The sequence below is a fragment of the Streptomyces sp. NPDC047981 genome (assembly GCF_040653315.1).
Lineage (GTDB): Bacteria > Actinomycetota > Actinomycetes > Streptomycetales > Streptomycetaceae > Streptomyces.
The window spans coordinates 1-7,437 of sequence record NZ_JBEZNQ010000154.1 but is presented as its reverse complement, the minus strand read 5'-3'; the positions used below and the strand labels follow the sequence as shown (position 1 = coordinate 7,437).

7 protein-coding genes and 1 pseudogene are annotated in these 7,437 nt (G+C 72.1%); 6 read left to right on the top strand and 2 right to left on the bottom strand.

Annotation, left to right across the window (positions count from 1 at the left end):
• The 3 genes and pseudogenes from AB0E14_RS38800 to AB0E14_RS38790 form a co-directional block, all read left to right on the top strand.
• Positions 1-349: pseudogene (locus AB0E14_RS38800) on the top strand (ATP-binding protein); the annotation flags it as partial.
• Positions 342-689: a nucleotide pyrophosphohydrolase gene (locus tag AB0E14_RS38795; RefSeq protein WP_362429991.1), complete on the top strand. Its 348-nt coding sequence runs from the start codon at positions 342-344 to the stop codon at positions 687-689. The pseudogene AB0E14_RS38800 and the gene AB0E14_RS38795, both read left to right, overlap by 8 nt.
• Positions 690-847: 158 nt before the next feature.
• Positions 848-1,345, top strand: a complete 498-nt coding sequence (locus AB0E14_RS38790) for a DUF6099 family protein (protein WP_362429988.1) — start codon at positions 848-850, stop codon at positions 1,343-1,345.
• A 26-nt stretch (positions 1,346-1,371) separates the two neighbouring features.
• Here AB0E14_RS38790 and AB0E14_RS38785 read toward each other — a convergent pair whose 3' ends face one another.
• The gene (locus tag AB0E14_RS38785; protein ID WP_362429985.1) at positions 1,372-1,590 is read right to left on the bottom strand and encodes a hypothetical protein; all 219 of its coding nucleotides are present in this window, start codon (positions 1,588-1,590) and stop codon (positions 1,372-1,374) included.
• A 251-nt stretch (positions 1,591-1,841) separates the two neighbouring features.
• Between AB0E14_RS38785 and AB0E14_RS38780 the strand changes: the two genes are divergently transcribed.
• Both AB0E14_RS38780 and mmuM read left to right on the top strand, forming a co-directional pair.
• Positions 1,842-2,765: an LLM class F420-dependent oxidoreductase gene (locus tag AB0E14_RS38780; RefSeq protein WP_362429981.1), complete on the top strand. Its 924-nt coding sequence runs from the start codon at positions 1,842-1,844 to the stop codon at positions 2,763-2,765.
• 14 nt (positions 2,766-2,779) lie between these two features.
• Complete coding sequence (mmuM, locus tag AB0E14_RS38775; RefSeq protein ID WP_362429978.1) at positions 2,780-3,682, top strand: homocysteine S-methyltransferase; 903 nt, start codon at positions 2,780-2,782, stop codon at positions 3,680-3,682.
• Between the two features lie 75 nt (positions 3,683-3,757).
• Here mmuM and AB0E14_RS38770 read toward each other — a convergent pair whose 3' ends face one another.
• Positions 3,758-6,109: an LPXTG cell wall anchor domain-containing protein gene (locus AB0E14_RS38770; protein ID WP_362429975.1), complete on the bottom strand. Its 2,352-nt coding sequence runs from the start codon at positions 6,107-6,109 to the stop codon at positions 3,758-3,760.
• A 212-nt stretch (positions 6,110-6,321) separates the two neighbouring features.
• Here AB0E14_RS38770 and AB0E14_RS38765 point away from each other — a divergent pair, with 212 nt between their 5' ends.
• Positions 6,322-7,347, top strand: coding sequence for a hypothetical protein (locus AB0E14_RS38765; protein ID WP_362429972.1), 1,026 nt, complete (start codon positions 6,322-6,324; stop codon positions 7,345-7,347).
• Positions 7,348-7,437: the final 90 nt, after the last annotated feature.

Below are 7,437 nucleotides of genomic sequence, written 5' to 3'. Positions count from 1 at the left end.
GGGCGCCGTGGTCCCGGCGCCGCGCAGGGCCCCGTTCGCGACGCCGCTCGGCCGGCTCGGCGACGGCGAACTGCGCTACCTCGCCCTCGCGCTGGTCCTGCTCACCGGGCCCGGGGTGCTCGCCATGGACCAGCTCGGCGAGGTGCCCTCCGCGATGCGGACGCTGACGGTCCTCGCCGACGGTCTCGACCGGTCCCTCGACGGACGTCAGCTCCGCGCGCTGCTCGGGCTCGCCGCCGGCATCGGCGCCGGTGGGCACATCCGGCTCGTGGGCTCGGTGGGGGAGCCGGTGGCCCGGTACGCGCGCGAGACGCCGGGGGTGACGGTGGTAGACCTGGGGCGTGAGTGAACTGGATGTAGCGGGATTGCAGCGCAGACTGGCCGAGTTCGCGGCGGCGCGGGAGTGGCAGCCGTACCACACCCCGAAGAACCTGGCGGCGGCGCTCAGCGTCGAGGCGGCCGAACTCCTGGAGATCTTCCAGTGGTTGACGCCCGAACAGGCGGAGCGGGTGATGGACGAGCCGGACACGGCCCACCGGGTCGAGGACGAGGTCGCCGACGTGCTGGCGTATCTGCTGCAGTTCTGCGAGGTGTTGGGCGTGGACGCGCTCGCCGCGCTGGCGGCGAAGATCGACAGGAACGAACTCCGATTCCCGGCCGGACGGCCCCCGGGCGGGGCGACGACCTGACCGAAAACGGTTTTCGTCACTCTTCGGAGTGATCGCGATTTCCCCATCGAGCTTACTGTCCACAGATTTCCGAATTCCTCTGGCGTGGGGGCTCAGGCACCTTCACGCTGGGTAGTGGAGTCAGTGGGCAGTAAGTCGTACGAACGGGGGCGGCGCACATGGAAGCGGAGCGATTGATCGCGGCAGGCCGGCACGCGCTCGCGGGAGCGGGGACGGCATGGGACATCGTCGCGGAGGCCTGGCAGGCCCAGGCCCTCGCGCAGGCGATAGGGAGTCGACTCGCCCTCTGCGGACCGCAGGAGCTGCGGAGCGAGGCGCGGGGGCTGAGCGAGATCGGCGGCGGACGCGGCATCGTGGCCGACTACCCGCTGCTCGGGACGGGCGGGCCGAGAGCGGCCCAGCTCACCGAAGTGGTGAACCCCCGCGTGGCGTTGACCCACCTCGGGGTGCTGCTCGGGGAAGTGGGGATCGCCCTGGTCGGCGTGGCCTGTGCGACCGACGAGGAGGGGCTGTACTGGCAGTGCATCGAGGCCATCGACGCCGCCGACGAGGCCAACGACCGGGTGCGCGGGATGCTGCGCCGACTCGCCGTGCGGGAGCGGGACCGGCCGCCCGATGCCGCTCGGGGCCGGGCGGGTCCGGCGGGGGCGTCATGAGCCGCCGGCGGGCGGCCGGGACGGGGTCAGTCCGCGCGGGGCTCGTCGCTCGCCCGGTCCTCCAGCCGGTCCGCGGAGGACTGGAGGTCGGCGTCGAGCTGCGACAGATCGGCGGTGAGCGCCGCCATCAGCTCCTCCATCTGCTGCAGCAGGCCCTTCGGGGCGCCGGAGCCCTTCTGCTCGGGCACGGACTGCTGCACCGGCTGCTCGGGCATCGCCCTTTCGGGCGCGGCTTCCTGGGACATGGCGGCCTCCTCGGCCCAGGCCCTTCCCTCGGGGGAAGGGCCACACGGGAGAACGACGCACCGGCAGCGGCCGCCGGCACGCGGGCGCCGGGCGGTCCGGCACCGCCCGAGCCAACGACGCGCGCCGGGCCACGGTCACTGGCCTGGCAGGACGCGCCCCGCCAGGGGGCCCGATATTCACCCGACCGGGCAGGACCCGCCCCCCGGCTGACGAGGAGGTTGACGGCGGCCCGGAGGTGCAGGATGGAGGTATGGATCTTCGAATCTTCACCGAGCCCCAGCAAGGGGCCGACTACGACACCCTGCTCACGGTCGCCAAGGCCACCGAGGACCTCGGCTTCGACGCCTTCTTCCGCTCCGACCACTACGTCAGCATGGGCTCCGCCGACGGGCTGCCCGGGCCGACCGACGCCTGGATCACGCTGGCCGGGCTCGCCCGGGAGACCCGGCGGATCCGGCTCGGCACGCTGATGACCGCGGGCACCTTCCGACTGCCCGGCGTCCTGGCCATCCAGGTCGCCCAGGTCGACCGGATGTCCGGCGGCCGGGTCGAACTGGGCCTGGGCGCGGGCTGGTTCGAGGAGGAGCACCGGGCCTACGGGATCCCCTTCCCCAAGGAGAAGTTCGGCCGCCTCGAGGAACAGCTGGCGATCGTCACGGGGCTGTGGAAGACCGAGGTGGGTGCGAAGTTCTCCTACGAGGGCGAGTTCTACCAGTTGGCGGACTCGCCGGCGCTGCCCAAGCCGGCCCAGGACCGGATCCCGGTGCTCATCGGCGGTCACGGCGCGACCCGGACGCCGAGGCTGGCCGCGCGGTACGCCGACGAGTTCAACATCCCCTTCGCCTCGATCGAGGACAGCGAGCGGCAGTTCGGGCGGGTCCGGGCCGCCGCCGAGGCCGCGGGTCGCCGGGCCGACGACCTGGTGTACTCCAACGCCCTGGTGGTCTGCGTCGGCAAGGACGACGCGGAGGTCGCCCGCCGGGCGGCGGCCATCGGGCGCGACGTGGAGGAGCTGAAGGCGAACGGTCTGGCAGGCTCGCCCGCCGAGGTCGTCGACAAGATCGGGCGGTACGGCGCGATCGGATCGTCCCGGATCTACCTCCAGGTCCTCGACCTGGCCGACCTGGACCACCTGGAGCTGATCTCCGCCCAGGTCCAGGCGCAGCTCGGCTGAGTGGAGGCGCACCGATGAGGCCCGTCCACACCCTTGCCGAGGCGCTCGCCGAGGAGGTGCTCGTCCTCGACGGCGGGCTCTCCAACCAGTTGGAGGCCCAGGGCTGCGACCTGAGCGACGCGCTGTGGTCGGCGCGGCTCCTCGCCGACGGGCCCGAGCAGATCGGGGCGGCGCACACCGCCTATGTGCGGGCGGGCGCCCGGGTGCTGATCACCGCGAGCTACCAGGCCACCTTCGAGGGCTTCGCCCGGCGCGGCGTGGCCGGGGCGGAGGCGGCGCGGCTGCTCGGACGGAGCGTGGAGCTGGCGAGGGCGGCGGGGGAGGGCGCGGCCGAGCCGGTGTGGGTGGCCGCCTCGGTGGGGCCGTACGGAGCGATGCTCGCCGACGGCAGCGAGTACCGCGGCCGGTACGGGCTGACGGTGCGCGAGCTGGAGCGGTTCCACCGGCCCCGGGTCGAGGCGCTCGCGGCGGCGGGGCCGGACGTGCTGGCCCTGGAGACGGTGCCGGACACGGGGGAGGCGGAGGCGTTGCTGCGGGCCGTCGAGGGGTGCGGGGTGCCGGTCTGGCTCTCGTACACCGTGGCGGGGGAGCGGACCCGGGCCGGGCAGGCGCTCGCCGAGGCGTTCGCGCTCGTCGCGGGGGTCGAGCAGGTGGTCGCGGTCGGGGTCAACTGCTGTGAGCCGGCGGACGCGGCGCGCGCCGTGGGGATCGCGGCGGAGACGACCGGGAAGCCGGTCGTGGTCTACCCCAACAGCGGGGAGGTGTGGGACGCCGGGGCCCGGGGATGGCGCGGCGCCGGGTCCTTCGACCCGGACCGGATGCGGGACTGGCCCGGGGCCGGGGCCCGGCTGATCGGCGGCTGCTGCCGGGTGGGCCCGGAGCGCATCGCGGCCCTGTCGGCGGCGCTGGCGTCCTGACGCGGCGCGGCGCGACTCGGCCCCGTACCCGGGGCGGGTACGGGGCCGAGAGAGTGGTGCTCAGCGGGTGGTGGATCAGCCGTCGGCCGTGGTGCGGCGGCGCTTCCACCAGATCAGGCCCGCGCCGGCCGCCGCGAGGACGGCCGCGAGGCCCACGATCAGGCCGACGGGCGTGCTGGAGCCCGTGTCGGCGAGGTCGCCGTCAGGGTCCTTCGCCGGCGGGGTCTGCCCGCCGCTCCCGTTGCCGTTGCCCGGCGTCGAGGGGCTCGGGGCCGGGGTCGACGGCTTGTCGGTCGGGTCGGGGCCCGGCTTGGTCGGGGTGGGCGTCGGCGTGGGAGTCGTACCGCCGTCGCCCTTGCCGGTGTTGTTGCCGCCGAGGAAGGCGGTGTCCGTGTCGGCGTAGGCGGTGGTCGACTTCACGGCGGCGTTCACCGTGTCGGGCATCTCCGGGTTCTCCGCCTGGAAGCGGGCCTTGGAGACGTTCTGCTTGGGCTGCTTGGAGAAGTCCACGCCACCCAGGTAGAAGGAGAACTCCAGGACGGAACCGTCCTGCGGGTACGTCCGCTTGAAGTGGAAGTCGCCCTCACGGAAGGACTTCAGGTAGTCCGCGTAGATCTTGTCGCGGTCCCACTTCGTGCGCGAGGGCCAGGCGGTCGCGTCGTCGGAGCCGATGATCGCGTGGAAGTCACCGGGCTTCACCGCGTCGCGCTGCTTGATCCACTCGGCGGCGATCCGGGAGGTGTAGACGCTGCGCAGATCGGCGTACTGGGGCGCCGTGTTGACCAGCTTCTCGACCTCGGGGATCGCGATCTCCTGGATCTGCCGGAAGTTGTACTCCTGGACCGACTCGGGCTGCTTGCACTTGAAGCCCTCGCTGAAGTCGATCTTCGCGGCCTTGACGTCCATGGGAGCGTCGAGGATGTAGAGCTTGCCGTCCTCCTCGCGCACCTGGGCCGGGGCAGGCTCGATGTAGTACCGGTACGTCTTCCAGCAAGGAGCGCCGTTGACGTGCTGGAACGAGTCCCACAGCCGGTTGCCGACCGGGTTGTCCGGAACCATCACCCGGGCCAGGTCGTGCTTCATCTCCAGGTCCGCCTCGAGCAGGACGCGACCCGCGTCGGTCTTGGCGAGCTTGTCGTCGGTGACCTGGTCCGGCTGGTCGGGGTTGAGGTTCACCCAGAACCGGTTGGGGTGCAGCGCCAGCCAGGTGAACATCGCGTCGGACGAGAGGTCGATCTTCGCCCCGCCGCCCCACGAGGGGTTCTCGTCCTCGTCGTCGTTCATCCTGGCCTTGAAGCCGTAGTCCATGCCCTTGCCCTTGACGGGCTCGGTGATGTACCGCAGCTCCATGGTGGTGAAGTCGATGCCACCGGGGCCCCGCATCCGGAACGGTGCGCCGGGCGCCTGTCGGGCGGCCGCCTGGCGACGCTGCGCCTCTTCCTTCGTCCGACCGGAGTTGCGGGCGAAGTCGTTGGCCGCGCCCCGGGAGCTGCCGCAGCCGGCCGCCTTGGCCGAGGCCAGGGTGGTGGTGGGGCAGTTCTTGCCGCTGAAGGCCGGGTCCTGACGGGTGTACTGCGGGTGCGGGGTGTACCGGGCGTCCGGCACCGCGCGGTGCTGGTACCAGGAGACGCCGTGCGCCCGCAGCCGCGCCTCGACCGCCTTGCTCGGCGGCTCACCGAAGACGTACACGACCTTGTAGCCCCGCTTGGCCAGGGCCTGGTCCACGAGCAGCTGCTTGGTGTCGATCTGCTTCGTGCCCGACTTGAACTCGTAGATGATCTTGTCTCGGCCGCTGGTCTTGATCGCGTCGAAGCGGCGGTCCTTCTTGACGTTCTCCTCGCCCAGTTCCTCGACGAGTTCCTGGAAGAGCTCCGGCATCTCCTCGGCCATGGAGTACTGGCAGTACCAGTTCTGGCCGCCCAGCTTGAAGTACCGGGCCACCTCGGCCTCGTAGGCGTTGCCGCCCCGGGCGTTGGCCTCGCCGTTGACGTAGTAGCTGTTCACGTACTCGTTGAAGGTGCCCTTGTAGGGCTGCTTCCCGGCCTGGTTCTGCTTCCAGTACGCCCAGGCGTGCTGCGGGGAGGCGTTGTCGTACTTGCTCGGGTCCGGGAGGATCTTGTCCAGTTCCTCGGCGCTGGGCAGGTCGAGGCCCGAGAGGCGCTTGCGCGGGTTGTCGAAGGAGTACGTGCGCTTGGTGTCCCCGAGCGTGCGCCACTGGTACTTCCCCGGGGCCTTGAAGCCGGGCAGGCTTCCCAGCCGGGGCGCCGAGTTGGGCGTCTGGTACATGTCGGTACAGCGCTTGGCGGCGGCCGCTGCCTCCTGGACGTTGTCCAGGATCGGCAGACTGCCGGAGAGTATGCCGACGCTCAACGCCAGGACGGCCGCGCGGCCGAACCAACTGGAGCGCCGTGTGATGGCGGTGGTCAAGATGATCGGTCCCATGGTCAGGGGGCCACGGGTTGAAGGTGCGTCGGTCGGGTATCAGGGCACGGCCCCCGTGGAAGTGACCTGATGGTCACTCACCATAGGAGGGCCGTGTGAAGAAAGTGGCAGGGACACGCCAAGGTTGTGCGGTGTAACTCGCCCGCGCAGTCTGCCACTTCGGCCGTCGCGGTCGCCTCCTGTCTAGAGTGGCGGGCATGTCTGACACCACGAACGGCACCACGGACGGCATCACGGACGGGACCGCGGACGGCACCACGGACGGCGAGCGGCTGGCCGAGTGGATCGAGGACGTACCGGCCCGCGTGATGCGGCTGGACACCTGGTACACCCCCGAGGACTTCACCCCGGACATGTCGGCGGAGTCGCTCGGCCTGCTGGAGGACGCCCTGGTCTTCACGTACCGGCCCGAAGGCACGCCCGAGTCGCAGGACTTCCTCCAGGGCGCGATGGCCTACCTCGGCGAGGCGCTCATGGTGGTCGGCGGCGGACGCTGGGCCTGGAGCGCCGACGACCGTCCGGTCGTCCTGCCCGACCCGGCGCTCGGCCTGGCTCCGCTCGACCCACTGGGGCTGATCGTCGCCGCGCAGGAGCGGGACAGGTCCGGCGCGTTCACCGAGGCCGCCGACGCGCTGCGCGTGGCGGTCGCGGCGCACCGCGAGCGGGTGGCGGAGCCCGGCTGGAAGCCCGCCAAGCAAGCCACCCCCGGCCTCGACCCGGGGGCGGCCGACGCCCCGCACCCCTGGCTCGCGGGCTGGCTCGCCGAGCGCGCGGACGGCCACGCCGCCTGGGCGGCGGAGGCCGGGACCGGGTCCGCCGCCGGGGCCGGGACCTGGGACTTCTCCCCGGAGTCGCTGGAGACCCTGGGGCGGCTGATGGTGGACAGGTTCCCCGACAAGGAGGTCTACCGGGCCGCCGAGGACACCCCGTTCGTCCAGGGCGCCGTCTGGTACGTCGGCGAGGTCGCCGTCCGCCACCGGCACGGGGCCTGGACCTACCGCGAGGCCGCCGCCGGGATCCCCCGGGACGAGGTGGAGCGGAACATCTACCTGGAGCGGCCGTTCGTCAACCAGCCCACCGTCAGGGACGGCGTCGGCGAAGTGCCGTTCTACGCCCTCCTGGCCACCGTGGGGGACAAGGACCCGGGCACCCTCCTGGAACGCCTCGCCCGCTACCGCGACCACGACCCGGACGCCGACCCGGTGGAGTACCGCGAGGGCTAGGGCCTGTCCGGCGGATCATGACCGGGGCCGCGGCGCCTGGCACGGCACCTCGCCGCGTTGCCGAAACGCCCCGATAGCTCCGCTATCGAG